General features: G+C 33.5%; 15 protein-coding genes and 4 pseudogenes. 5 read left to right on the top strand and 14 right to left on the bottom strand.

Annotation, left to right across the window (positions count from 1 at the left end; translation table 11 throughout):
• From OM961_RS05690 to wmk, 3 genes and pseudogenes are all read right to left on the bottom strand, one after another.
• Positions 1-217 (bottom strand): annotated as a pseudogene (locus OM961_RS05690) (WO male-killing family protein Wmk); the annotation flags it as partial.
• A 195-nt stretch (positions 218-412) separates the two neighbouring features.
• Positions 413-1,366, bottom strand: a complete 954-nt coding sequence (locus OM961_RS05685) for an IS110 family RNA-guided transposase (RefSeq protein ID WP_264339072.1) — start codon at positions 1,364-1,366, stop codon at positions 413-415.
• A gap of 211 nt (positions 1,367-1,577) precedes the next feature.
• Positions 1,578-2,259 (bottom strand): annotated as a pseudogene (gene wmk / locus OM961_RS05680) (WO male-killing family protein Wmk); the annotation flags it as partial.
• A gap of 120 nt (positions 2,260-2,379) precedes the next feature.
• On the opposite strand from wmk, the gene OM961_RS05675 reads away from it, so the two are divergent.
• A complete protein-coding gene (locus tag OM961_RS05675) occupies positions 2,380-3,297 on the top strand; it encodes an Rpn family recombination-promoting nuclease/putative transposase (RefSeq protein ID WP_264339071.1) in 918 nt (305 codons plus the stop codon).
• 337 nt (positions 3,298-3,634) lie between these two features.
• On the opposite strand, the gene OM961_RS05670 is transcribed toward OM961_RS05675, so the two are convergent.
• The 3 genes from OM961_RS05670 to OM961_RS05660 form a co-directional block, all read right to left on the bottom strand.
• A complete protein-coding gene (locus tag OM961_RS05670) occupies positions 3,635-10,936 on the bottom strand; it encodes an ankyrin repeat domain-containing protein (protein ID WP_264339070.1) in 7,302 nt (2,433 codons plus the stop codon).
• A gap of 8 nt (positions 10,937-10,944) precedes the next feature.
• Positions 10,945-12,453, bottom strand: a complete 1,509-nt coding sequence (locus OM961_RS05665) for a hypothetical protein (protein ID WP_264339069.1) — start codon at positions 12,451-12,453, stop codon at positions 10,945-10,947.
• A 525-nt stretch (positions 12,454-12,978) separates the two neighbouring features.
• Positions 12,979-13,635: an exopolysaccharide biosynthesis protein gene (locus OM961_RS05660; RefSeq protein WP_264339068.1), complete on the bottom strand. Its 657-nt coding sequence runs from the start codon at positions 13,633-13,635 to the stop codon at positions 12,979-12,981.
• Positions 13,636-14,677: 1,042 nt separating this feature from the next.
• On the opposite strand from OM961_RS05660, the gene OM961_RS05655 reads away from it, so the two are divergent.
• Positions 14,678-16,723 carry a hypothetical protein gene (locus tag OM961_RS05655; protein ID WP_264339067.1) on the top strand — a complete coding sequence of 682 codons (2,046 nt, stop codon included), beginning with the start codon at positions 14,678-14,680 and terminating at the stop codon, positions 16,721-16,723.
• Between the two features lie 179 nt (positions 16,724-16,902).
• On the opposite strand, the pseudogene OM961_RS05650 reads toward OM961_RS05655, so the two are convergent.
• A pseudogene (locus OM961_RS05650) lies at positions 16,903-17,349 on the bottom strand (IS630 family transposase); the annotation flags it as partial.
• Between the two features lie 313 nt (positions 17,350-17,662).
• Positions 17,663-18,058 carry a helix-turn-helix domain-containing protein gene (locus OM961_RS05645; protein ID WP_405196806.1) on the bottom strand — a complete coding sequence of 132 codons (396 nt, stop codon included), beginning with the start codon at positions 18,056-18,058 and terminating at the stop codon, positions 17,663-17,665.
• A gap of 335 nt (positions 18,059-18,393) precedes the next feature.
• Between OM961_RS05645 and OM961_RS05640 the strand changes: the two genes are divergently transcribed.
• The 3 genes from OM961_RS05640 to OM961_RS05630 all read left to right on the top strand — a co-directional run bounded on the left by OM961_RS05640 (position 18,394) and on the right by OM961_RS05630 (position 20,726).
• A complete protein-coding gene (locus OM961_RS05640; protein WP_141456730.1) occupies positions 18,394-18,849 on the top strand; it encodes an Hsp20/alpha crystallin family protein in 456 nt (151 codons plus the stop codon).
• Positions 18,850-19,046: 197 nt separating this feature from the next.
• Entirely contained in the window at positions 19,047-20,129 is a 1,083-nt protein-coding gene (locus OM961_RS05635; protein WP_264339566.1) for a hypothetical protein, read from the top strand.
• Between the two features lie 384 nt (positions 20,130-20,513).
• A complete protein-coding gene (locus tag OM961_RS05630) occupies positions 20,514-20,726 on the top strand; it encodes a plasmid pRiA4b ORF-3 family protein (RefSeq protein ID WP_141456728.1) in 213 nt (70 codons plus the stop codon).
• 117 nt (positions 20,727-20,843) lie between these two features.
• Here the strand turns inward: OM961_RS05630 and OM961_RS05625 are convergent, their stop codons facing one another.
• The 6 genes and pseudogenes from OM961_RS05625 to OM961_RS05600 all read right to left on the bottom strand — a co-directional run bounded on the left by OM961_RS05625 (position 20,844) and on the right by OM961_RS05600 (position 25,993).
• Positions 20,844-21,854 carry a hypothetical protein gene (locus OM961_RS05625; RefSeq protein WP_264339565.1) on the bottom strand — a complete coding sequence of 337 codons (1,011 nt, stop codon included), beginning with the start codon at positions 21,852-21,854 and terminating at the stop codon, positions 20,844-20,846.
• A 66-nt stretch (positions 21,855-21,920) separates the two neighbouring features.
• A pseudogene (locus OM961_RS05620) lies at positions 21,921-22,205 on the bottom strand (recombinase family protein); the annotation flags it as partial.
• Between the two features lie 13 nt (positions 22,206-22,218).
• Positions 22,219-23,544: an IS4 family transposase gene (locus OM961_RS05615; RefSeq protein WP_264339118.1), complete on the bottom strand. Its 1,326-nt coding sequence runs from the start codon at positions 23,542-23,544 to the stop codon at positions 22,219-22,221.
• A 65-nt stretch (positions 23,545-23,609) separates the two neighbouring features.
• Complete coding sequence (locus tag OM961_RS05610) at positions 23,610-24,314, bottom strand: hypothetical protein (protein ID WP_264339564.1); 705 nt, start codon at positions 24,312-24,314, stop codon at positions 23,610-23,612.
• 123 nt (positions 24,315-24,437) lie between these two features.
• Positions 24,438-25,466, bottom strand: coding sequence for an NAD(P)H-dependent flavin oxidoreductase (locus tag OM961_RS05605; RefSeq protein WP_264339563.1), 1,029 nt, complete (start codon positions 25,464-25,466; stop codon positions 24,438-24,440).
• Positions 25,467-25,471: 5 nt separating this feature from the next.
• Entirely contained in the window at positions 25,472-25,993 is a 522-nt protein-coding gene (locus tag OM961_RS05600) for a cytochrome b (protein ID WP_010082022.1), read from the bottom strand.
• Positions 25,994-26,436: the final 443 nt, after the last annotated feature.

The following is a 26,436-nucleotide window of genomic DNA, read 5'->3' as shown; positions in this document are numbered from 1 at the left end:
GAATTTCGTCTAAAGAGATTCCTACAGTTTGCAAAATAATGTTGATTGGAATTACTCCTTTCACTAAATCTTTTGCAATTTTCATCTTTTCTGCTCTTTTCACTTTCTCTTCGCAAATTTGTATGCTTTCAAACAGAGATTTTATTAGCGCATAGCGTAATTCTTGACTCCCAATTTTTTTGTATTCTTTTATTAAATCAGGTAGCTCATCTTCTACTATCTCATCAACTATGTTTTTTAAAAAATTTTTTATTGTGTAATTTTGCAACTTGATCCAATCATGTAGGTAATAAAAATCCATTCGTCATAGGAATAGAATTTTATGTCAAACAGCTATTGCCTGCTTAAGCCAATGAATATGTGAATAAGTACTTTAAGTTTGTGTGGACGTACTTATTCACAATATTCATTGTCAGTTGCTACTGTGTGAAGTAATTGCTGCTTTAAGTCTTGCATTAGCAATTACTATAATTTTACGCATAAGAGCTGTTATAGCCACCATCTTCTTCTTACCACTTTCAACAAGCTTAGAATAAAAGGCACCAAGTACAGATTTTGACTTTGTAACAGCTATGGCTGATATGAAGAGCTTTGAACGAACATTACTTCTACCGCCCATAATCCTTCGGTAACCAACAGCTTTACCACTTTCCTTAGGATGAGGTGCTACTCCGGCAAGACTTGCTACTTCTTTTCTACTTAAGTAGCCAAGCTCTGGCATTAAACACAAAAAATCTTGTGATAACTTTTTGCCTATTCCAGGAACTGTTTTAAGGATTTTTTGACGTTGTTGTAGCTCATGGCTTTCATCAATAATTTTTTGTATAGTGTCATTGAGTTCGTTTATTTGATTATTGAAAAATTCAATGGTCTTCTGGCAACTTTCCTTTATATGGTCATTTTCAGGAGCTTCCAGTCTACACTTTTCCTGAGTTCTCATTTGCGTAATGTCATCACGACGTTGACACAGTGCAGCTAGAGTTGATTGTTCTTTTGAAGTAGGTACAAATAGAGAGAGAGTTTTATGGCGTTCACATCCGTATTGAGCAAGAGCCATCGCATCTGATTTATCAGACTTTGCTAAAGTTCCGTGAGACAAGATAAAACTTTTTACTTTTCGAGTATTTGCTTGATGTACTGCAATATTCTTGCCAACAAGAAAATGTGATAAACCAAGCTCATATTTGCCCGTATTTTCTAAAGTTACCAAAGAATTAGGTAAGATATCTGAAAACTTTTTAAACAACAGTTGCCAACCATCAGCATTATTGTCGAACTTGATAATGTTATTTTGGTTGTAAACTGCAGCAACATTTTTAAATTTTCCGATGTCAATGCCAATAAAATTTTGATAAGATGTAACCATAATAAACCTCGATAGTTTTAGTTAATTTAAGATTGTAAACGGGCGTATATATATTTCCCAAACAACTATTCAAACGTATCGAGAGATAGGGCTAGTGTACCTTGATACAAACGGTTGTAATACCAATTGGTTTTCGGTCGCACACGCCCGTGATAACTCTATTCCTATAGTGAGTAGAGTTATCTTCCCTCTTACTTCATTTATATCATGTTTTTAACTTACAATCTTCCTCTATGAGCAGATCTGTAATGCTAATTGATAATGTTTCTGCTATTGCATATAATTTTTCCAGTGGAATGGCCACACGTCCTTGCTCATAGTTGCTTATTTCGTCACGTGTTGTATCCATTTTCTCAGCCAAATCCTTTTGAGTATACTCTCTTCCATTCTTTTATCTTCTTTCCTATTTGGCAGTAAATAGAACCTCCTTTTTCTTCAACACATTCATCAGCAGAGAGACCAATTGTTTTTGCAACAATATCAACAGAAACTCCTCCTTTAACCAGACCCTTTGCAATTTTTATTTTCTCTGCTTTTTTACTACTTTTCTCACTAATTTGAACAAACTTGGTTAGTAAACAAAATATCTTACGTAACTCTTGATCATTAATCTTTTTATATTCTCTTACTAGATTTAGTATTTCTTCTCCCTCATCTTCAAGACAGATTTTTTCATTTGATACAGGAATTAGGTCTACAATACCAATCGACAATATCTCTGCTATAGCATACAACTTTTCAATCGAAATTTTACGTGTTCCTTTTTCATATTGTAGTACTACTTGATACGTTACACTGACTTTCTTCGCTAAATCTTTTTGAGTATATCCTCGCTTTAACCTCCAGTTCCTTACTTTTTGTGCTATCTGATACCTTATTGAGATGTTTGCCATAAATATTATACATGTTAATACTACCAAACAAAGATATACAAAAACTTCTATGTTTGCATTTTAGTTGAATATTTCTTCACAATTGTGTATAATTATTAATGCTTTTTATCTTACTTTCTCATGGCTCTTTCTAAGTTTCTCGATCCAAAGCTGGACCTGACCTTTAAGAAAATTTTTGGTACTGAAAAAAATAAGAATATCCTTATCCATTTTTTGAATGATATTTTGGGATTTACTGAAATAAATACTATACAAGATGTCGAATTCCTTAGCACCATTATGGATCATGAAATTGCCTCTGATAAGCAGAGTATTGTTGATGTCCTGTGCAGAGATTCCACTGGGGCCAGATACGTGATTGAGATGCAACTCGCTCGTGATAGAGGCTTTGAAAAACGCGCTCAACTTTATGCTGCTAAGGCTTACTCGAGGCAAGCTGATAAAGGTGGTAAGTATATTGATTTAAAGAAGGTTTTCTTTATTGCTATTTCTAATTGTAATTTATTTCCTGATAAGCTTGATTATATATCTAGCCATACCATAAGAGATGAAAAAACTAACGAGCATGACTTAAAAGATTTTCAATTTATCTTCATTGAGCTGCCAAAGTTTCCTAAAAGCAGGGAAGAGCAGCTAGAAAATGTAATAGACCGTTGGCTATTTTTCTTTAAATATGCAGAAGAAACAACTGATGAAGATTTGAGAAGAATAGCAGAAAAATCACCAATAATAAAATTAGCATATGATGAGTTAGATAAGTTTCATTGGAATGAGAAGGATCTCCTAGCTTATGAAGAAAGGGTAATGGATTTACAGAAAGAAGCTGCTATCTTGGAACAAAAACTCGATGATGCTACTCACAAAGGTAGACAAGAAGGCATCCAAATCGGCCATGAAAAAGGCAGAGTGGAAGGTCGCAAAGAAAGGGATATTGAAGTAGCCAAAAACTCACTCAAGGCCAGTGTCCCTATAGATGTTATAGCTCAAATTACCGGTCTCTCTCATTCTGAAATTTTACAACTCAGGGAAAAAACATAAATACTACAACTTATTCACTTCAACATTTATGAAAATCTTTCCTCAGTTAAACATATCCTATAATTAAGAGTCTAATGAACTGTCTAAAACAGCTATAAAGATTGCACATAGAATTATATAAATTACTATCATAACGTTACCCAAACTTCTATATCAAAGCTATGTGCTATAAGTTCAATATGGAAAACACATTAACCACTTAGCATTTAATGTCTACTTCATCCATTTTAGTATTAGGACCATCAAACTTGGTCTGGTATCCCTAATTATTTTGGCTACCTTCACTTTAAATTTTCCACTACTTGGCATTTTATAGCTGCACCTCTTATATTATAACCTACCTATTGATATTACCTCCAAGCTTAGTTACTCCTATCTCAGAAAGACAAGTTGATACTTTTGAATGGCTGTGAACTGAAGCATTACTTAAATAACTTTGAGGCTCTAAACTCATTTGCTTTGCACCATCAACTTCTAATGTACCATCTCCATTGTGTAATATCTGCTGTATTGATTGATTTAGTACAACATTTAGCCTGCTATTAAACTCTACCATAAACTTGTCAAGCTTCTTCGAACTTAACTTACCAGGACATCCTGCTTCTCTACCAGGACATGCTTTCTCTAAATACGAACTTAAAACTCCTGAGATCTCATCAAATTTACCACTCATGATTTTCCCTGTAACTTCTTTCTGTATTTCCACAAAATCAATATTCAATCGATGCATTGATACACCACTTTTTAATCCAGCTTGCTCTACTACTTTCTCAAATTCCTTTGTAATATTGAGTGTATATCCCTGTGCCTCTAGTGGGGATATAGACTGACCTACTGTAGAAATATACTTTTGACCTGTAACTTTTCTAATTAATAAATCAAGTAACATTATTGTACCATTTACATCAATTGGTGCACTAATTTGTGAGATTGAACTTTGAGTGAATGTTTTCTCAGGTAAAGCAGCTCTAGAACCTAATAACCCACCTATAGAGCTCTTTACCCAACCAAATAAATCATTTATCCATGAAGATGGCTTATTCCCTACACTTGTAGCTTTTTCCTTGTTATAGCCTGTATCATCACCCTGCAATGAATTCTTTGACACATCTTGCCTAGCTACTATCTCAGGTTGATTACTTAAATCTATAGCAAGAGGTTTATGTGATAAGTGACTATGATGACGATCGTGATCCCCATGATGATGACGGCGTTTACGTTGTACAGGTTTTCCTCTTTCTCTTTCGATCCCTTCTAAATATTGCACAACACTATCATGTCCTTTATCTCTAGCAATATCTAGTGGTGTTCTGCCATATCTATTCTTAATACTAATGTGTGCTCCATTCTCCATGAACTTTTTTACTGTACTCAAGTAGCCTTCCTCAGCAGCCTTATATAGAGGGGTGCTACCATAGTCATTCCGAATATTAATATCAGCATTGTTCTCTATGAGCTTCCCTACTACATCTAAGCGACCTTCTTTAGCAGCCAAATGCAGAGGAGTACGATAAAAATTGCCATCTCGGGCAGCAATATTAGCCCCTCTCCTTATGAGCTCTTTTACTACATCTGAAAAACCTTCTCCAGCAGCGCAGTGTAGAGGAGTTTCATCAAAGCGGTTCTTAACATCAACTCTAGCACCGTTCTCTATGAGCTCTTTTACCATACACAAGTAACCCTTTTTAGCTGCTAGGTGCAGAGGAGTATTACGATCATTATTTCTGATGTTAATATTAGCACCTCGACTTACAAGACTTTTAATTTTACCAGAACAGCTATCTTGTGTCGCATTTGACAATTCTCTATCTAAATCCAATTGTGCTTGTCTTAAAAACTCTACTATGTCTCTACAATTCCTTCGAATAGCCAAGCTTAAAGGCGTTTGGCCATACATATCTGTAGCGTTGACATTAGCACCTTTATTAAAAAGAAGCTTTATTATATCCAAACTGCCTGCTTTAACAGCAAGATGCAAGGGTCTTTCATTGTATGCGTTTCGAGACTCAATATCAGCGCCTTGATCAATAAGAAACTTAGCTATGTCTAATTTACCCTCCTGAATAGCCCAGCGCAGAACATGAATGTCTTTATCTCTGATGCTAAAATACCCTCTATTAAAAAGAGTTATGACTGAGTGCAGTCTACACATTTGAATAGCAATGATAGTTAAGTATAAATACCTTAATTCATCCCCACCTTCAAAATTAGTACTTTTAATTAAATGTTTAGCTTTATTAAAATTATCTTTCGCTATAACATTGAGCACCAGTTTTTTTAATAAAATTACTTTTTCCTTATTAAACTCCACTATAACATCTTCTGGATTACAAATAGAAGTTATACATTTTGAGTTAGAAACCACTGCATCATTAAAAGCAAACATTATTTCTTTTGCTGGCTGATAAGTATTCCAATTTTCTACTTTTACAAGAGTGTTATTTTTATGTGATAGCAATAAGATATCATTCATAACTTTCATATCGAAATTTAATATAGACTTATCTTTTAAATCAACTAAACCAATATCATTTTTGTTAACAGGTTGGTTATGATAAATCTGTAACCCTTGCTCATCTGGTTTATAATATCTGAAAGAACTAAATTTATCAGCTCTTTCTCCAAATTCTCCTGGTTCCACAATTCTATTATTTAGCCTTATGGATAAATCCCAATTTTTATGAACAAAAGAATAATAATTCGATATTGATAATGCCCCTCTATCTGATAACAATAGCAAATCATTATTTAGCTTCAAAAAAAGCACTTTATCTGAATCAAACGTGAAACAATTATGATGATTTAACAGGTCAGTACCATTAACACTGAATCTTCCATCTACTTTAAAGCTATGAGAACAATAATCACGCTCTAGTTCCCCATTTTGAAATTTGTAATATTCTTTTCCGTCAAATGTAACTGTAACATCTTTATAATCTGGTAGCAAAGTTACATGTAAATCATTTTTGTTAACCTTTATTTCTCCTTTATCATTTCCTATAAATTGTATATCGCTTAATGTACAATTTAATTGGCTAAAATCTAGTATACCATTTGCTTGAGCAATCGTAATATTAGCGTTTCTGTTATCGAAGAGATAAAGATGACTTATATTACTTGGAGCTTCCCAGTAAAAATTATGATGCTCTTTATCAGGATAAAAAATATGATTGCTAGAGCCACCTATAGTGCTATGATAATTGGCGCTTGATAATTGCTTTGTAATACTAAAGTTTGAATTGTCTATTTTTCTTAAATTATCCAATTCATCATCTAACACAACGTCATTACCTACGCTTTTTGTTACATGTAAGTTTGTTACTACACCAGTTTTATTGTCTACTTTTGTCGGAGTTACAAACGAACCATCTGCTGTTTTTACCAATATCTGTTTATCTATACTTATAAAAGCTCCACTTTTATTATAGATGGTTGTTATATTATTAGTATGAGTGATATTACCTATATCACTAAGATTTATTGGTAATAATACTAAACCCTTTCCATAAATAGAATCACCAAAATAACCCTTTATTGTAGTAAAGTTCTTTGCTGTTATTACATCATTGCCACCTTTACCGTCTGTATAATCTGCATAAGAAACTTTTATATGATTAGCTTTGTTGCTGCCAACAATAGAATGTATGTTTATTGAATCTGTAGTAAGATTACCTTGTGTTATGACTATGTTCTTTTGCCCATCTGCCCCTAAATCACAAGAAAACTTTCCTGCTATGTAAAAGAAATTTCTACCTGGATTATGTACCTTACAGCTATCCAGCGACTTTTCAAAATAGTACCTATTTTCTATCTTATCTCTCCTATCTCGATCACCATTTAAAATATCCTTTTCTTGAAAAACAACATTAATATTAGCATCTTGAGATAGTATATGATACATGCTCCCATACCCACGGGAATTTGTATTTCTATATATAACCGCATTATAACAGTCGCTAGGATACTCTTGTAAAAACCACTTTTCAAATGTTCTATTCAATAATACGTTGCTATGATCATATAAACTATCACATCCTGAACCAATTCCATTTACAACACAGTCAGTACATGAAGGATTATCAACTTGTACTTTAACATCACTATCACGTGGTCCGCAAACGACACTATAACTCTCAATGTTTGTAGGAACCACCCTAGAATTAATATCACTGATATGAAATGGATGTGTAACATTTGTATTGAATCCAAAACCAAACTTAGTATCAACTATTTTTGTGTTAGTACGACAGTAAACTCTGAAGAGTTGTATTTCCGCATCACCACGCTCCTCCTTTGTAGCCAATATATAAGGCAATGACATAACTATTTTATCATAATTATTTTTATATTGGCTTATAAGCTTTGATACATATTGTTTATATATACTTTCTGCTTCTATGTCATCTTTTATATAATCTGGTACTTTTTTACCAAGAAAGAAATCCCAATAAAGATCATGTCTCTCCTGATCTGTAAGATTCATTTGTTCTGTTAATTTTTCTACTTCAAGTCCTGCTTCTACAAACTGTGCTATAATGATTACAGCAACTGAAACAGCGGCACCAACTGGACCAGCAAATTCTCCTATTATTCCAGCTTCCATACCTATAGCTGACATTGTCTCAGTAACAACCGCAGGTACATCTGCAGCTATAAAAATGGAATTAGTTGCAATGTTTAGGTCAGCAATCTTTATATCTACTGGATCTGTTGCACTCTGATGAGCCTTTATTGACTCCGCTAACCCTAAAAATGCTGCAAAATTACCTATAGCACGTCCCATAACTGGCGCAAACCCCTTTAGCATCTGAGAATCAAGCTTTGTTCCTAACTCTAATATCTTTCCAGAGATTTTTTCGCCAATCTTTGGCATTACCCAGAGATTTAATGCATCATAGCCTAATCCTTCTATGTCTCCATTTACTATATGTTTACCAACTAAAAACATTGTAAAGGCAAAACCTGCACCTTCTGCTACTTTTCCTATTTTTTCTGCTACTCCATATCTTCTCAGGATATTTTCTATTTCTTCTTTATTTTCTACATTGTTCTTCATTTCCTTCACAATATCTCTAATCTCTGGATCTATTGAATTTAGATCTATATTTTTGAGCTTTACTATAAGAGCTTCTTTGATACTTGGATCTATAGTTCCTTCTTTGAACATCTGATCAGATACCTTAAAAAGTTGATCATAAAACTCAATGCTTTTTGCTCTTTCCCTCATCTTATCAGTATTGAATAGTTCTTTCATAAACTCTTCTTTTCTCTCTTTCTCTTCAATGCTCTCTTCATCATTCGAGTCTATGCATAATACATCCACATTTCTCACTCTCCTTCTCTTGGGGCATCCAGCAAGTGGAGATCCTGGTCTTTTCTTTTCAGGAGAGCTACTGGAAGTATGGTCAACTTTAACATCCTGCGCGCTTACCTTGATTACATTATTCTTGTCTCTGGCTCTAATATTGAAAACCATAGCTACATGCTTAGCTGTCTTTTTATCAGTGAAGGACCTGAGAACTTTATATTTCTCACTCAGCTGTTCTTTTGCTTGCTTTAGTTTACTATTTGCATCGTTATCACTATTAGCAAGTTTTAACTCTATGATAATTGGATCATCTTCTATGAAAGAGTCATCATTTTCTGATAGTTGTGTAAAAGATAACGCTAGGTCTATCCTCCCTTGTGGAGATGCATTAGATTCCATATACACTCTAATCTCTTTACCATCTTCAGTTTCTTCATTTATAAATAAGCCTTGTATTATTGCTTGAAAGTCTATTTCTTTTTTGATTAATCCCTTGAAAGGAAACAAGACTTCCGCTAAAGGAGACAATGATTCTCCTAGTTTCCTATCACTTCTTTTTTTGTCACCACTTGTTCTTTCTATGTCAATACTTTTCCGTAGACCTTTAACTAAATTACCAACCTTAACATTCTCTATCTTTTCGAATTGACCCTGAAACTTACCTTGAGAACTACCAGAGACTTTTTCTATATTTATACCCTGATAATAAGATTTATCTTCTTCCCCTTCTACTTCAAATCCATCTGGTTTATGCTGTACTCCCGTGTTTATTGTTACATCAATTTTAACTGCAGAATTGATTCTCAGCCCATCAATTGGGGGAGTCCTTTTACTATCAGATTCCTTTTTCCCCCTAAGTGCTCTCTGCTCACCACTACGTTCTATAATATTTAATATTACTGCCTCACTCTTGGCCTGGTTTGATAGCACAAGTGTGGTAGCTTCTCTTCCTATACTTTCATCTTGATTCGTATAAGTAAAAATATATTTATCTAATTCATCATCGTCTACAGCTAAAACCTGCCCAAATACTAATTTACTCAAATAATGGCGATTATGGCTCTGAATTGAATGATATAAATTCTTCAATTCACCCTTTAAAACATTTTTAATTTCACTTATACGATTCTGATTGAACCTTTTCATCTCTTCTAATAATCGCTGCAGGAAGCCTTGCGATTGAAAAATCTTAGCTTGTTCTGTCTTTACTTCAGCACAACTCATCCCTAATATAACCGCCTCTTCTGCTTTAGTTCTAACGCTTAGGTTATATAGGTAGCCTTTGTTCTTGATCTGTGCTATGGCTTCATCAGCAGTATGACCTTCTCCTTTAAACTCAACAACTACTGGAATAGGTTTTGGGTTCATCCTGTCATTTGTACCTTTTCTCGTACGTGACATAAATATCAGATCTGCACGTCCATTACCTGCGGTACGTTCAGCGTAACAGTTAAGATCATAGCGATATTTAAAGTTTAATGCTAAAGCTCCATAGTGAAACCCATGATACGCTGCTTCTGAATTGCTTAGCGAAAATTTTTCTTGATTATCTCGATATACGCTAGCAAATTCTTTGAAAATTTTTTCCGTACTACCTATTACTTCCTTTATATCTCCATTAGAAAGCTCTTTAAATGAATCTTCTAAGTTTATAGACTGAGCTACACTAATCTCTTTAAATTCGTTATTAACCTGAGATTGAGAAGATGCTGCTATCTTAAATTTTTCTTTTACTCTACCTATCTGCCATTTATGTAGTCTGAATGATTTATTGCCTGGTTCTCCTTCAGTACAAATACGGAACACATGTTCATCTACGTTATCTATATCAGAAATACCCAATTTTCCCGCTATTTCCTTAAGTTCATCGTCACTATAACGATACTTATCTTCTGGATTTCTACCACCTGTAATTCCATCATTCGTAAAAACTCTAAGGGCTACTTGCTTCTTTCCATCTTTTTTAAGAGAAAAACATAGCTTTACAACATTAGCTTTACCTTTTTTTCTACTATCTTGTACACCAACCTCAGTATGCTTAACATATACCTTATCGATACCAAGCTTTTCTACTAGCCCACTTTCAGGAAGTATTAAAACTGAACCTAAAATACCATGAATAAAAAACTCTGGATCAGACGTCGAGCCAATATCTGGAGTCTCACTAAGAAATAAACTAAACTTTTCAGCAAACCCTACGGGCTTTTCTTTATCCACCGCAAGAATTGGATTACCTTTATCGTTACCTAAGTTAATTGGTTCTGTAAGTAACAATTCTATTAATTCAGGCTTATGTTTAATGTGTTTTGTTTTAGCTGTTGCTTTTGGCACTTTTCCACCTATTTTTTCATACTACGTGCTACTTCTTTAAATTCTATACTATGAAGCCTTTTAGCTGGACTACTATCACTTTCTTCCATACTTCTCTTTTTGTTACCTTTGTGAATAAGGTCATCCAGCAACTGAAAAGCCTTATTCCACATATCCTTTTCTTTCTCTAACTTTTCTTCCGAGCGACGGCATATGATACGTTCCTTGAACTTTTCTTTAAACTTAATTATTACTTCTTTGGACAATATACACTCCTGAATAAAGAATTTTAGTAAATCCCATTTATTGTTATAAATTAAACTCTCACAGATATCCTTACCTTCACGGTAAAAAATGATTTTTTCTTTTTCAATAAGAGTTGCATCTTTTAAAATTAGCTTAACATTCTCTTTATCTTCAATCTTAAGTAACTTTGACAATAGAGACCCACTAGAACATTCATCTATAACATACCTTTTATGAGCATCTGGGCTTTGCTGCCAAAATTTCCCAAAAAGCTTTTGATAGTCATAATCTTTGTGGCCCTCTATCACTTTATCGACCATTTCCCTCAAAAAATAATTACAATCCTTTCCAGAAAGAAAATCCCACATACGACTCACCGTTTTCATAAAGAAACTTTGCCAAGGCCAATCTAACAAGCATTTTAACACTTCATAAGGGTAGCTTTTAAATACTTCTGTTTGTTGCTCTTCATTCATTTGTGAGAGTAAAAAACATAAAACATCAGCATAGTGTTCTTTAGGAAGGTCAGTACGATTGCGAGCAGAGTCACAACGTCTATCTGCTACATATCCTGCAGATCTTACTAACGACTCTTCTTTTTCCTTGGAAGTTAGTTTTTGCAAAAAATACTCAGTTGCCGCTTTATTACCACCAACTGCTGCATATTCAAATGCATATTGATAAGGAGAACACTTACTTTGCCATCTTCTTTCAATCATATTATCCAGCTTATTCACTTCTCCTTTTGTATAATATGTCCAAAGAACCACTAATTCCTGCTGCCTAACTTTTCTTGGATCTTCTTCGCTATAAAAAGACTTTCTGCGATTTTCAGGCATCTTGCTCCATAGTTCCCGAATATCATCCTCTAAACAGTAAATACATGCCAGTCTATAGCGTCTGGTAATATCTAAATTCTCATCTTTAATTAACACCACTGCTGTTTCCTTTTTATCTACTGTCCCTTGTGGTGTCCAACAAAGCTCATTTGGCAGATCTATACCAAGATAGGAGTTTTGATCATGATACTCCCTCCACTTTAATATCTCCAGGCCTATTGGTTTGATAAAGTTCAATACTTTCTTTTTTAGGGGTTCTGGTAACAGGAGCTCTGGTATTTTTTCTATTACCTTATCTTCTACTACTTGCCACTCTTTCCGTCTTTCACTGAGAATTAACGATCGAAAATAGAACCTTGCCGTCAAGGCCCTAATGTCGTCCTGGTTCCACAATGTGATAGCTATCTTAACTAGAGTTATATGCTCAAGCGATGGCGTTAAAGTGTAATTCATTATTTGCCTCACTAAAATGCTTAATATATCATGATTTTCTATTTATTAAAGAAAAAAATTATACCAACCTTCGTTACTGAAAAGACAAATAGGACATATTATAAATTCGCCTTAGTTTTTACTCTCAAATGAATTGCTATTAATTTAGTATTGTATTTTGCTAAGAAATTAAGTGATATAACCATTTCCAGCATTAAAAACCAAGGGCCGTGAGAACACTTTTCTTTGGGATGGCATGGTCTTCCAAACGATACATACGAACTTTTTTATATGGTGATTTTATTATACGCTGAAATCACCTATATTGGCTTACTTTCGCTAAATCTACATATGAACTGTTTTGCCTAACTTTGTTGTAAAAATTCCAAGCTTTTACTTTTAAAACGCCGCTTTTGTTTAAATTGTTCTCACAACAGTACGTACTTTTTTATGCTTTTGAGACACAAACAGTAAACAAAAGAATTTGCTTCCACACTGGTTGCCATGGTATTTCTATAGAATATCTAATTTGCTAATAGCTCAAGATTAACCGTATGCAAAACTCTTGAGAAAAGAAAACGCACTAATTATAAGCTGTGGACCTTTTACTATTACAATAAGAGCAAATAATATTCCACACAAGGATACCAACACTCCAAGTATCGAGACAAGCCCGTCTTTATTCATAATACCAAGTGAAATAAGAGTCGTACCGATTGCTGGAATGAAGTGAGTCAACGGAAGCGGATTGGCTATCACCAATACGCAAACCAGCATTATAAATGCCAAAATCTTTTCACCTGGCCCACAGAAGATAAAAGACATTCTCGGTTTCATGAACTTTTCTATTTTTTTTAATGCAGGTAAAGTTTTTTTAACCACAAGGGCTAATGTTGAACGTTTAAAGGATTTCCTTTCCAACCAACGTGGCATCCAGGGAGAATGAAACCCAAGCAGAAGTTGTAATGAAAACAAGATTAAAGGTATAGAAAGAATAGTTGTATAACCAGGTGGAACCGGTATAGGCACCGATAGCGGCAAGGAGAAGATGATTATTAAAATACCAAAACCACGTTCTTGTAAAGCTGTTTTAATGTCAAACAATGTCACTTTATCACTATCAGCAGTACCAGTACCTGCAACCTCTTTTAGAATGTCAGATGCTAATTTTTTATCTTCAGTCAAATTCTTACCCCTTTTCACAATTACCTTTTAACCAAACGACCCAATAATTAGCATAATCACTACTATAACACAACATCTATTCTTGATTTAACTGATTCATTCCTCTTTGAATTTCATACTTATGGTCTTATCTGTTTCGATACAAATTTTCGTTATTAGAAGATAAATGAGGTATATTATGAATTTGCTTAAACTCTTCAATTATAGGCAAAAAGGCCCTTTATACTGTACTAATAATGGTATTAGCTACGTGCTTTAACGTTATTATAATATTTTGCATATAAACCTATTTTATAAAAATTCACAATATGAATTAGTAAATAAATTATGTTTAAATCAGTTGCGTATATAGTAAATATAATGCATTGTGTGCCTTTGTTAATAGAAAGGTATAAGTATGCCTAGTTCAAGGCCTTACTATTACCCACAAATATAAATGTTTGTTGCATAGCTCTTAATGGCATAACTTTTGCTTGAAATAACTGTTTATATGGTGCAATTTACAGCTTTTAGTTGCTAAAATTATAACTCTTAGTTTAATAATTTTAATCTAATAAGCTTTCAGGTTAATAAAATTAAATTATTTGAGTAAATACAATACTATGTTTTTATTTGTGGGTAATAGTAAGGTTCAAGGCAGGTAGTACAATATAACTCATTTGATAGTAATAACCTTGAAGACACTACTTTGCCTTGCGTATTTAAAGATTTTACGATTACTTCTGAAGCTTACTATTACCCACAAATATAAATGTTTGTTGCATAGCTCTTAATGGCATAACTTTTGCTTGAAATAACTGTTTATATGGTGCAATTTACAGCTTTTAGTTGCTAAAATTATAACTCTTAGTTTAATAATTTTAATCTAATAAGCTTTCAGGTTAATAAAATTAAATTATTTGAGTAAATACAATATTATGTTTTTATTTGTGGGTAATAGTAAGCTTCTGAAGAGATATTTGAGATTGGTAGTGAGGGTAACCAAGTAATAGATAATTCAGATGGTGAAATAGAAAGGCTGCAACAAGAAAACTTTGATCTCAAGAAAAATGAAAAGCTCTTGGAATGCTATAAAGGTATAGCGGAAGAGTATGATCAAGAAGTGAGTGAGCTCAGCAAGAAAAATCAGATCCTAGAAAAGAAAATTAAAGAGCTTGAAGCTCAATTACAAAGAAAAACAAGAGAATTAACTAAAAATGGCCAAGAAATTGAACAGCTAAAACAAGAAATAGAAAAAGTATTATTGGACGTGAAGAATAAAAATGACATAATAGGGAACTTGGACAGCAAATTAGAAGATATGAAGAGTGAAATACAGATGATAGACAAAAAAAATGAAGAGTTACAGCAAAGGTTAAATTTGGTTGAATCTAACTCAAGTAGACTAAGAAAAGAAAGTGTAGTGCTGGTAGACAGTATAGAGGATTTGAAGAGTAATTATGAAAACCAGATATTAGAAAAAGATAAGGAACTTAATGATGTAATAGGCCAGCTCTATGTTTATTTATCAGAGCGTGAAGAACTGTTTGCAGAATTTAGTTCATTGCAGAATGAAAATGAGAGTTTAAAACAGAAAAACTTCTATATTAGTAATGAAGTGTCTCTTGAAGATGAATTAAACAAAGAAAACGTAAGAAAAGAAATAGTAAGACCTCAGTCTACAACAAAAGTGGAAATGAGGCGTATCAATGATAATGATGACCAGGAATCAATATGGCTATATAGAGAAGCAGAAGATTATCAAACAGGTGAAGATAAAAAACCTAAAAATACTAACTACGACATTGGAGTATGGAATGAAGATGACGATGAAAGTAGCGATGATCAAAAATCAACCTGGCTGTACGAAAAAGTAGAAAACAATCAAGATTATCGAACAAGTGAAGACAAAAACCTTGAAAACACTGATTACGATATTGAAGTATGGAATAAAGATGACGATGAAAGTAGCAATGATCAGGAATCAACTAGTGAAAGTGACTATAATGTTAGCTATTGCTTTGATTATGATGAAATTGTTGGTAGGACCTACGGTCAACTAGTCTACAATGCAAACATAATACGTAAAAAAGATTCTTTTTCCTTAGCAAAAGTAAAATTAAGAGAAAGAGAAAGAGAAAAATATGAAAGTATTTGGCAAAAAATAGATAATATTCATGATGAATTGGATGCTTTGGGTAACTATGGTAATGAAGAGGATTATGAAGAGTGCAATAAAAGACTTGATAAAATTGTAAGCGAGGCGCTGAAACAAAGAGTAATGTTCACTCTTCCGTATAAAGCTAATATATCTTTAGTGGATCGCATAATTGATACATTGCAAAAGCTATATTTTTCTTACGATACTACCCGAATTTATGGATTTTTAGATGAGAAAAAGATATTGCAAATAGTATCAAGAGGTGCGTCTTTAAATAGATTTAGCGATGAAGAACATGGCGATTTCGTGAACATAATTTGCTCAGATAGATACGCTCTAGATCAACGAGAAAAAATACTTTTAGAACTTAAGGACTTGGTGTACAAAAGTATCGTAGACGTAAGTGTAAAAACTGATGATCATGATTTTGAGTTAGAGATGGACAATGGACACTTTTGTATAAAATATCCAAAAGATAGTGTTGTCGAAGTTGCAAGAATATTCAACAATAAAAAAGCTAAAAATTTAGGTCTGGAAATTGGTATGCTTCAAGTTGGAGAAAGTATAGTTAGAGTTGAAAATGAAGAAGGAGTTAGGAATTACACCGACATTTCGGAGGGTAGAATTGAAATGTCTTTTACTACTTACTTTGGGAAGGTCAGTGTTTATTTATCTCCTAGTGATAGAGATAATAATAAAATAGAAGTAAAGCTCGCCAACGAAGAAAGCATAGCACGTTTTAGTAAGTTGGAGGATAAATCAAGTTTAGGGGGGAGCTGTCTTTTAGGAGGAAAAAATGTTTCTATAGGCATAGAAGATGGTTATTTTGAAATAAACAGTGACGTTTCTGAAGAGTTAGCTAAAACTATGAAACAGTCAGATTGTACAATAGAAAAATCATATGTTCCATCTAGCTTTATGAAAGAAGCTTATTGCAATCAGTTAGTAAATGAAAGGGGAATTTAAAAATCAGGCTCAAATATTTCAAAAATAACCATTCAAAGCAGCATTTTTTATACAACTTCGTTTTCAATCTATCTGGAAAGAAGATATCAAGTATTCAAAGTCCAATTCGACAAATCCATAGTCCATTCTTCCTCTAGCTTTTTTATCACTAATCCAAAATTTAGGTATAATACCAAATATCATAAATAAGTAGGCAAATAACTCACAGAACAAATAGTTTTGATCGAACTTTCCGTAATATTACGAATGAATGCACATATAGTATCCTCCAATAAACTAACAGAGTCATATATTCTATTTTTAATGAGATTGTCTTTCAAATATTGCCATAAATGCTCTACTGGATTTAACTCTGGTGAATATGGAGGTAAGTAGATTAAGGTAATATTTTGTGGTATTTTTAAACCTTTGGATCTATGCCATCCTGCACAATCCACAATAAGAAATGCCTCCCTTGTTCCTAAATATTGTGACATCTGCTCAAGGAATATATTCATACAATCAGTATTGACGTTTGGTGCGAATAAACTAGAAGTCTCTCCATTTCTAGGATTAACTGCACTATAGAGATAAAAGTTTTGCCTACCTAATTTCACCTTAACCTGTGTCCTAATGCCTTTTTTAAACCTTACTATTACCCACAAATAAAAACATAGTATTGTATTTACTCAAATAATTTAATTTTATTAACCTGAAAGCTTATTAGATTAAAATTATTAAACTAAGAGTTATAATTTTAGCAACTAAAAGCTGTAAATTGCACCATATAAACAGTTATTTCAAGCAAAAGTTATGCCATTAAGAGCTATGCAACAAACATTTATATTTGTGGGTAATAGTAAGTTTTTAAACCACCCGTGTCCAATCTTTGAATGTGTGCCAAACCGCGATTCATCGAAGAAAAATAGCTCTTTTTCGGGATACGTGACAATAGTTTCATTAAGATTTTTTTTTAAACTTTTCTTGTTTATTTTTATCCTGTTTATTGTGCACAGGCCTTGGAGTAATATACGAAAAACCTAACTTTTGCATCAGTCCATGTGCTGTAGACTTACTTACCTCAATAGAAAACATTTTCTCAATTATGATTTTTAATTTCTTAGCCGTTAGGTTGGCTCCTTCTTCTGCTATGACATTTTTAATTTCTTCTTGCTGCTTGTAGCTCAACTTCGGCTTTACTCCACGTCCTGGTTGTATTTTAAACGCATCGACTCCTCCTTCCTTAAATCTTGTAATCCACTTCATCAATGTAGTTCTAGTAATTCGGTATATTTGAGCAACTTTTGTTATTCCATATTCTTTTCCAGATATTATTGCCTGTAATCTTCTTCCTATCTCTCCTCTTATTCCGTGCTTCTTTAATTCCAGGTTACACTTATTATATCATTCTTCTCCTATTGCTTTACTTTTTCCTGCCATAACTCCTCACTAATTCTTAAATTGTTCTATTTTAGAAATTTTTCTTTATTTGTCTATTTATTTTTAGGAATTGGTATTAGTTTATTGGAGGATACTATATGTGCATTCATTCGTAATATTACGGAAAGTTCGATCAAAACTATTTGTTCTGTGAGTTATTTGCCTACTTATTTATGATATTTGGTATAAGGTATTGAAACTAACAAGTGGAATGATTACATAATGCACATATTAGTGAAAGGAGGTACAACATGAGTAATATAGTTCATTCAAATAAAAACAATAACCGTGATAACTTTAGTGTAAGAGGGTTACAAAGGGCCGTTGATGACATATTTGATAGCTTCTTTACAGGATGGAATCCAGAGCTTTCCAGAAGAAGCAACAGTCTATTACCAGCTTGTGACTTTTATGAAACAAAGGAAAGCTATTGCCTCTCATTAGAGTTACCAGGTATTTCCAAAGAAAGCATAGATATTAGTATATCTGGCGATAGCTTAATAGTGAAGGGTGAAAAGACATGTGATAACGAGTCAAAAGATAAGCAGTTTTATCATCGAGAAAGGTACTATGGCTCTTTCTATAGGTCTATTCAGCTTCCAGTAAATGTGGAGCGAGATAAAGTATCTGCTAGTTTTTCAGATGGAGTATTACATGTAACCATACCTAAGTCAGAGAAACACATCAAGAAGATTGATGTAAAGTAACCAGTAAGTGGTAGCAGGCTTCTAGTTTGAGGCTTGCTATTTTGAATCATTATAGATAGAATATAATAAAGTTCTATTGTCTTTGCGTATTTGTTGTACAGATGGTGTAAGGCCTTTGTTGCGTTTAGGTGTTGTTAATAATCTATTAATGGTTCTTATGTTATAATCAAGTTTAGGGGCTTTAATAAGTACGGACTATGACAGAAGCAAATCCAATAGTTACGTTGAAGGTTAAAATTAAAGAATTTAGCTTTAGTAAATTAAAGGCTGGCGAGAGCAATAAATCAGCACACTCTGGTGAAACAATGTATTTCGATCTTCCAAGAATGAACTTTGTTATTAATGGAAAGATTATAGATACAGTTTTAACCTCTGTGTTAATGGAAGGAGCGAAATATCGCAAAAGCAACCTTTTTAATAGTTATGATATATATAGCGCTGAAGCCGCAAGCAAAAAACAAAGAGAAATAGATAAAGATCATGGCAGGGCTTTTGTTAATTCAGTCCTTAAGGATCTTGAAAAAGAACTTGCATATAACGCGTTAAGTGAATTGTGGGAAAGTCATTGTGAAAATCCTGAAATTCCTGATTATCAGAAAACCAATTCGTACGGTAGAGATTTTGAGAGATTTTACAATGCTGGAAGAGAGCATATGCATCTATTACTCAAAGTAGGAGATGAGAATAAGAACTACCGACCATTTGTAAAGGAAGTTTTTAAGGAAATGTTTAAATATGCTGAAGCAGAAGTTCCTAGTGCCCCTATCTTAGAAGAACTAGTTACTAATTGTAATCAAGCAGGATACTTAGCAGGTATATTTATTGAATATCACTCTGCACTTAGCAATTATCGATTAACAACGCAAGACCCTGACAAAGTAATGAATATTGATTACACTGACCATAATAACATAAGAGTAAAGTCTGATATGGAAATACCTGTAATCAAATTTGATAATCCAGGGGAAAAAATATGTGGTCTATCCACCTCACTGGAATTTACACTTGAGTCTCAAGATGGAAAAGATGGTGTAACCTATAAAGACGGTAAATTATCACTCACTGTTCCCAAGGAATTAAAAAATTATAAAGAAGGAGATAGAAACTTGCTCTCTATTATTAGAGAATACTTTCAAAAATTCTGTGAAAAATTGGGATTTAAATTTGAGATGGAAACACAAAAAATAGAGCATGATTTAGACGATTTGCCGAAAGTAAACAGTCATCTTCAAGGCCTAAGAACGCCTATTTCCAGCAACGACCATATCATCGGTCATTAAAAGTAAGTATGTGTTGTCAGAACGAATGAAAGTTCAGTTAAGCTTTTTCTAAAGTATAGCATTTCTCCTAATAGTCCGAATAGGGTAAGATATGTGGGTAAGGTTATGTTTGACTTGTGTTGTTTTTTTGCTATTGGTTAATTTAATGTAAGTTAAAGATAAATTAAGTGGATAAGAAAAAGAAAGTATACTTATTTAAAGTTTCTCTAGACAAAAAAATCTACCGTGAGATGGAATTGAAAGCTGTCTTTATAAATTTGCAGAAACTATCATAAAGGTCTTTAGTTTTGAGTTAGATCATTAATTTGGTTTTTATAGTAACATAAACGATATTTATGAAAGTAATGAAGTATACACTTTATTTTATAATACTGATTATAGTTTATGCCTAATGAAAAAAGCGTCAAAAATTCTTATATCTACAAGGTTTTTGAGCCAGATAAAAAAATGATTTTTCTTTTTGATTATGGCGATAATTGGGAATTTTTAGTAGAATGTTGTGGCATTATTGAAGCAGAAGCTGGAACAAGATATCCAAAAGTTACTAAAAAGCAAGGAGAGGCTCCTCCACAATATCCTGACTACGAAGATGAGTAGTGTAAACAATATACCTATTAAGTTGATGGATTGCCTTGAGGAAAATAGCAGCAGGTTTAGTACTTGGTTAGTAAATTAGAAGTATTTCTTAGGAAATTATTTTAATATCTGTGTTTTTTAGGAATGTTCTCTTGCGTTGGATCGGAAGAGCTCTTCTACCTTCTCTAGCTTTGTACTCGGTTCTAGGGTACTGTACAACGCAAAGCTTATGCATGCCAATCCAGCAATCACTCCAACTGTTCCTATAGTAGGCATTTTCATAATATGTGATACAATACCACTTACCAGTAGCACCACCCCAACGGCACCAGTCAGAATCGCTCTCCGTTGCATTGCTTTTGTTGATGATTCTTCATCTGCAATTTTGAAAGATTTATCGTTAACACAAGGGTTAGAAGAAAAGATTCTTAAAGCATTCAGCTCTTTTACCACCGTTCTTCCTGAGTTAGCGAAATTCCCTTGATTTTCTTCATTCCTTTCATAATCTTCACCATTATTAATCTTCTTGCACGGCTGAGTGCCAGTTTCTGCGGTTTCTTCTTGTTGTTCTCCATAAAAATTTTCTTTATTCTTATCCGAAACTTCTTCAATATCTTCTGAAATATTATAAGCCACTGATCCTTCCATAATAGTTTCTATTAACGAGTTTTTTTCTTCTTTGTCACTTGTCATATTTGGATTCATCACTTCCTTATCATCCCAAGGCTCAAAACCTTCTACCCTTACTACACCATCTTTAACAGTACTATATGTACGTATTAATTCTCCATGACTTCCTAAGTAGTCCGAGACTATTTTCGTACGATTAAACTCCTTAAAAAGCCCATGTTTTTTAGCTTCTTCTAAAAGATCATTCTCAGCTTGCTTATTCTTGCAAAATCTAGCATAATGTAATAGTGTGAATACGTCTCTTCTACGTTCATATATATCAACTATTAGTATCCACGGAATCTTTCGTGTATCATGAAAGGATTTACTAATTTTTTCACTGATACTTTTACCCTCTTGTATCCTTTTTAATAGCTTAAAAAGCTCCTTTTTATCTTTGCTTGTTAACTGATCTTGATCAAATGGCAACTCATAGGTTATATCTGCTTCATTAGTTTTTCTGGTAATTAGTTTTCTCATATTATTTTTTTCTTTGTATCTCTTATGTAGCTAATTTGTATTAGTAAAGTATTAATCGTGTGATTTTTAAATCGCTAATTTGCAAAATTTCTTCATCTGCTCACTCCACAGCATTGGTATTTCCCTCAATTCAACTAACTTCAAACCCTTTGGCTGCCTCCCATTTACTATGTCTTCTTTGATCTTTGGTGCTAAATAATTTAACCTTAAAATTTGTTGTATACGTCTTGTACCTATATTAATTTTGGCACTTAGCTCTCCTACGCTTGCATATTTTCCCTCTTCTAGCTGACGTTTCCATAGGTGGGCTCTTACCACTGCTTTCAGTAACGCATTGTTTGTTTTACCTTCCATACGCGTCAAGTTAAGAGATTGTGAGCAAATTTAGAGAGGTTAAAGTGGATACTCTAGCCCTTCTACGTTTGTCTTTTAATGAAAATCGCGACCAAGTTATAGTGAGTTTTTTAAGAAATGCTTTTAAACTATTAATTTTGGTTAATACTAAAAATAACTCTCTAACCCGCCTTTTTAGCTCAATAAATGCCTTTGTTAAGCTAAGTTCTGTATTCTTTTTCACTTCTGTGCAACCAACTATGCCGTGAAATATAAGAATTGCGCACAATTTAGCATATAGTTCACATAATACTCTGCATGGCTTTCCTTTTAGCTTATCAAGCCTGATATGGCTTTTATACAATTTAAATAATAACTCAATTTGCCACCTTACTCTGTAAATCGTTAATACTTGCTCAGCACTAATTTTATTTTCTGGAACATTAGTTATAAATATTGACCAGTTCAACAATTTTTGATTTCTTTTAGAGGATGTATATCCCTGCGATCTTGCTAATCTATTAGCTTTCCTTCTTCTGGCCATAGACTGTTCTTCAGTTAGTTTCTGACATATAATTCTTACTCTAATTTTTGCTTCTTTTCCTAACAATACCTCGTTTTCTAAAAATAACTTATCCTCTAAACATTCTAATAACTCCATTTTTTGATTTGTTTCTACATCATATATGTTGGTATCGGATTTATAACGACTTATGAAATAAGCTCCTATTTCATTGATTTGTTTAAAAGAACTTGGCACAAAATAACCGAGATCAGATATTAGCAAATCATTGCTTAATATATTACTTAAATGTTTCCTATATCCCTGGTCTGATCTTACCCCCTCCGTTAAATTAAGTTGGTCTATTATCTGATTCATGTAGTCGAAAACTAATTGTAACTTTATTCCAGACTTAGTATTGCTTTCATAGCCACTGTAGCTAGTACCATAACCTTTATACATCTCTTCCATACTGTTAGGTAGAGTAATATAGCTACTGTCCAATAATTTAACACTATTAAATTGCTGTAAGATTTTGCAATCAACTTGCAAGATATTTTTAAAGAGAATCACAGATTCATTATACATCCTTTTCATAAATTCCACTGCTTCTTCAGTAAATCTAAAATCCAAACCTTGTTTTGTTATATCTATCGAGTCCTCGTTTAGTAATTGACACATTGTTTCTACGCTACAATTATCAACTCCTATATTACCCAAGACCATGGCTTTTACGAATGATGAACCTTTTAGCTTTCTCTTTCTTTTTATAAACCTTGTTGTAATTGAGATTTTCTCTGCTTTTTCATTAAAAAATTCTTTGAGCTTTTTTGATAAGCAAGTTATTTTATTCATTGGTTCTCTCACTAAAAGTATATCTGGGAGAACTTATACCTTATTATTCTATCTCTTTCATACCTTTATTTCCTTAACTTGACGCGTATGATTCCACTATCTGAGTCATTGCCACTACTGAGTTTAGAAGTTTGCTTCTCCTCTATTTCTTTCACAACCTTGCTATATTTTTCAAACACTTCCTCTGTAACAGAGGAATTACTAAGTATTTTATTATCACCACTTTTTTTCTCAGCTACATTCAAGGGTGTTTCTTGTGTGTTGTTTTGCTCTTCAATATGTTTTAGCTGCATTTGATCTTCAATATTTTCTTCAACAGCATTTGGTATTGAGCTTACACTGCTGCTCCTGTTAGTAATATCCAAAATTGTTTGTACTATTGCTGCCTTTTTTTTTGAGTCTAGTTTTTTTGACTCTGTTATTTCTGCTTTCAACGCTGGAAGAAAGTGTTGGATATAATTATTATAATGTTCTCTTTTTTTCCCCACTGATTTTTCTAACTCAGCTAATGCTTCAGGACTAGTTCCTTGCTTGGATGACTCTAAGTGTTTTGCAATAGCCTGCTCATTTTGTCGTTCTCTCAGTATTTTTTCCAATTCAGCCAATGTTTTAGGACTAGCTCCCTGCTTGAACAACCTTTTGCATTCTTTGGAAGTCTCATCTTGATTTTCTTGATAATTTTCTGCTGTTACCTTTTTGTATATAGTGTTGCTCAATTGTTGGTTAATATCTCCTTCCTTACTCTTAGGTTTTTTAAAGGGACTGTGCATAACATTCCTCCATACATAATAAAATGTATAGATACCTCTTTAGCGTTAATTTTACATTAAAACTGGGCAATTATGCCATATTATAAATAATTGCGGCAACTTGCTTATTGGAAGGTCGCTTAACTATTTGCTTTCTGGGCTTTCTACTTCTACAGATTTGCTATTAATATGATTCTTTGCTTGTTGAACTAACATATCCACTACTTCTTTTACAGGCTTTTCCCTATCAACCATGCCAACACTTTGGCCGGCCATTAAAGATCCTGTTTCAACATCTCCTTCAATCACTGCCCTTCTTAAAGCTCCAGCCCAGAACTTTTCTATTTCAAGCTGCCCATCTTCTTTTGAGATCTGTCCCTTTTGGTATTCATCAATAACTTCTTTTTGACGCTTCATGAAGTCATCGCTTGCTTTGTTGGCTATAGCTCTTACAGGAATTACAGGAAAATCAGCACTTATCTGTACAGAAGGTATTGCATTACGTGCGGCTGATTTAATAAACACTTCCTTAAAATTTTTGTGGGCAATTGACTCATTAGTGCAGACAAATAATGTACCTATTTGACAGCCACTTGCCCCCATTTCCAGGTAATTAACTATCATTTCGCCTCTTCCTATTCCACCTGCAACAAACACTGGTATTTGTTCATTTTTAAAATGAGGCAATATCTCTTGTGCAAGAACAGAAGTGCTGACTGGCCCTATGTGCCCACCTGCTTCCATTCCCTCTATTATTAACGCATCTACTCCCATTTTTACTAACCTTTTCGCAAGGCTTAATGCTGGTGCAAAGCACATAACTTCAATGCCCGCACTCTTGATTTTTTCTATATTAGGCTTCGTTGGCAGTCCACCGGCAAGAACTATGTGGCTCACTTTCGTTTCAATACACACATCTATCAACTCACTCAACTTTGGGTGCATAGTAATTAGGTTTACACCAAATGGCTTGTTAGTTAATTTTTGTGTCTCTATGATTTCTTTTTCCAGTAAGTCTGGGAACATTGCACCACATGCAATCACACCAAAACCACCAGCGTTTGAGATTGCTGAGACCAAGTTTCTCTCTGAAACCCAGCTCATAGCACCACCCATTATAGCAAACTCACTGCCAAGAAAATCTGTTCCTTTTTTCCAGAGGCTACTTAACATATAACCTATATCATACGTTTAAAAATGTTTTGTTTATCTATAAATGTGTGTTTTAAGGCGCCAAGTATATGTAAGATTATAAAGAGTACCATAAAATATGCAAGCATCGAATGTAGCTCATTAGCCGTGTTAGCTAGGTCTTTGTTTTGATTAATCAACAAAGGGATATGAAAAAAATATTTGATCTGTTTGCCAGAAGCAGAAGACATGACATAGCCAGATAGTGGCATTAGCACCATCAAAGAATATAAACCAAAGTGTACTGCTTTACTTATATTGATTACAAACCGAGAAAAATTTGCTGGAAGTGGTGGAACATAAGTAAAGACGCGAAAAAATATGCGTACTATGATTAATCCAAGAATAGTGATACCGCAAGCCTTATGAATAGCGTATATGTTGAACTTAATTTCATTGCTAAGTGGCAGGCTTTTCATATAAAGTCCAGAACAAAGCATACCGATAATAAAAACAGCCATCAACCAATGGATAACCCTTAAACCTAGGCTATATTTATCGTCTTCCATTTTGATTACCCTAAAGTAGCATTTATATAATAGAAAAACTATTTTTCAATCAAAATTATTAAAGCAATTTAGATTTACCGACAATGTAGCTATACAAATTCGACCCAGCCGAGAGTCAAGTAGCAGGCACTGGCATCTAAGTCATAGAAACGGATCAAATGCAAAACTTACTTGACACCCTTCGCCAGCCCCCTTATCATGAAACTGAAGCTATTTATTTATCTTCTCTGTACAGATTAAATGACAAAAAAACTCAACGTATCTGGCGTCTCATGTTTAATTTTTTGCACTATGTGCACTCTATGTCTTTATCAAATTTCTAGGTTTTTACCTATACAAGCTGAAATACGCTTATAAAGCATTTAAAACATCAAAAAACGCCAACTTAAAAAATGGATAGTGAATAATTAGCTACCTTAGGGTTTCTTTTGCCTTTTTTTCTG

The sequence above is a fragment of the Wolbachia endosymbiont (group A) of Cydia splendana genome (assembly GCF_947179475.1).
In the GTDB taxonomy this organism is placed as follows: domain Bacteria; phylum Pseudomonadota; class Alphaproteobacteria; order Rickettsiales; family Anaplasmataceae; genus Wolbachia; species Wolbachia pipientis.
The sequence above is the reverse complement of the archived record's forward strand: the minus strand, read 5'-3'. Positions and strand labels throughout refer to the sequence as shown.

Coding starts and splice junctions, on each gene's coding strand:
- OM961_RS05605 (WP_264339563.1), bottom strand. CDS start 25,466: ATGTTAAGTAGCCTCTGGAAAAAAGGAACAGATTTTCTTGGCAGTGAG.
- OM961_RS05610 (WP_264339564.1), bottom strand. CDS start 24,314: ATGCACAGTCCCTTTAAAAAACCTAAGAGTAAGGAAGGAGATATTAAC.
- OM961_RS05685 (WP_264339072.1), bottom strand. CDS start 1,366: ATGGTTACATCTTATCAAAATTTTATTGGCATTGACATCGGAAAATTT.
- OM961_RS05635 (WP_264339566.1), top strand. CDS start 19,047: ATGACAGAAGCAAATCCAATAGTTACGTTGAAGGTTAAAATTAAAGAA.
- OM961_RS05600 (WP_010082022.1), bottom strand. CDS start 25,993: ATGGAAGACGATAAATATAGCCTAGGTTTAAGGGTTATCCATTGGTTG.
- OM961_RS05675 (WP_264339071.1), top strand. CDS start 2,380: ATGGCTCTTTCTAAGTTTCTCGATCCAAAGCTGGACCTGACCTTTAAG.
- OM961_RS05640 (WP_141456730.1), top strand. CDS start 18,394: ATGAGTAATATAGTTCATTCAAATAAAAACAATAACCGTGATAACTTT.
- OM961_RS05630 (WP_141456728.1), top strand. CDS start 20,514: ATGCCTAATGAAAAAAGCGTCAAAAATTCTTATATCTACAAGGTTTTT.
- OM961_RS05625 (WP_264339565.1), bottom strand. CDS start 21,854: ATGAGAAAACTAATTACCAGAAAAACTAATGAAGCAGATATAACCTAT.
- OM961_RS05615 (WP_264339118.1), bottom strand. CDS start 23,544: ATGAATAAAATAACTTGCTTATCAAAAAAGCTCAAAGAATTTTTTAAT.
- OM961_RS05665 (WP_264339069.1), bottom strand. CDS start 12,453: ATGAATTACACTTTAACGCCATCGCTTGAGCATATAACTCTAGTTAAG.